The following is a 1111-nucleotide window of genomic DNA, read 5'->3' as shown; positions in this document are numbered from 1 at the left end:
GGCCTAACCCGCGGGCGCCGGCCCCGCCGGCACCTGGGCGGCGCTGACCGCCGCCGCGGCCGGGGCCGACGTCCTGCTGCTCGACAAGGGCTACTGCGGGACCTCCGGCCCGACCGCCTCCGGCGGCACCGGCGTCTGGTACGTCCAGCCCGAACCCGCCGCCCGCGAGAAGGCGATGGCCAGCCGCGAGGCGCTCGGCGGCCACCTGCAGGACCGCCGTTGGATGGCCCGCGTCCTGGACCAGACCTACGAGAACATGAACCGCCTCGCGGCCGAGGCGCGCTACCCGTTCCCCGTCGTCGACGGCGTCGCGCACAAGCGTGGCCTGCAGGGGCCGGAGTACATGCGCCGGATGCGGTCCTGGATCAAGCGGGCCGGGGTGCGGATCCTGGACCACAGCCCGGTCACCGAGCTGCTGGTCGACCCCACGGGCACGGTCGCCGGGGTACGCGGCCACCGCCGCCAGCACCACACCGACTACCGGGTCCGCGCCTCCGCGGTGGTGCTGGCCACCGGCGGCTGCGCGTTCCTGTCCAAGGCGCTGGGCTGCGACGTCGCCACCGGTGACGGCGCCCTCTACGCCGCCGAGGCCGGGGCGGCGATGTCCGGCATGGAGTTCTCCAACTCGTACGCGATCGCCCCGGCCTTCACCTCGGTGACCAAGACGGCCTACTACGGCTTCGCCACGTTCTTCCACGGCGACGGCACCCCGCTGGCCGGGGCCGGCAGCCAGGGCGGGCGCTCGGTGATCGCCAAGGAGCTGCTGCGCACCGGCACGGTGCTGTGCCAGATCGACCACGCGACGCCGGAGCAGCAGGCCCTCATGCGCACGGGCCAGCCGAACTTCTTCCTCACCTTCGACCGGCTCGGCATCAACCCGTTCACCGACAAGTTCCCGGTCACCCTGCTGCTGGAGGGCACGGTCCGCGGCACCGGCGGCATCCAGATCGTCGACGACGACTGCGCCTCCAGCGTTCCCGGCCTGTACGCCGCCGGCGACGCGGCCACCCGCGAGCTGATCTGTGGTGGCTTCACCGGCGGCGGCAGTCACAACTCGGCCTGGGCGATGTCCTCGGGCACCTGGGCCGGCGGCGGCGCGGCCCGTTTCGCC

Annotated in this window: 1 pseudogene; it reads left to right on the top strand. The window is 74.0% G+C overall.

From position 1 onward, the window contains the following. Nucleotides 1-25: 25 nt before the first annotated feature. Nucleotides 26-1111 (top strand): annotated as a pseudogene (locus AB0C29_RS49800) (FAD-binding protein); the annotation flags it as partial.

It is taken from the genome of Actinoplanes sp. NPDC048791 (assembly GCF_040650095.1).
GTDB lineage: Bacteria > Actinomycetota > Actinomycetes > Mycobacteriales > Micromonosporaceae > Actinoplanes.
This window is presented reverse-complemented; position numbering and strand designations above follow the sequence as displayed.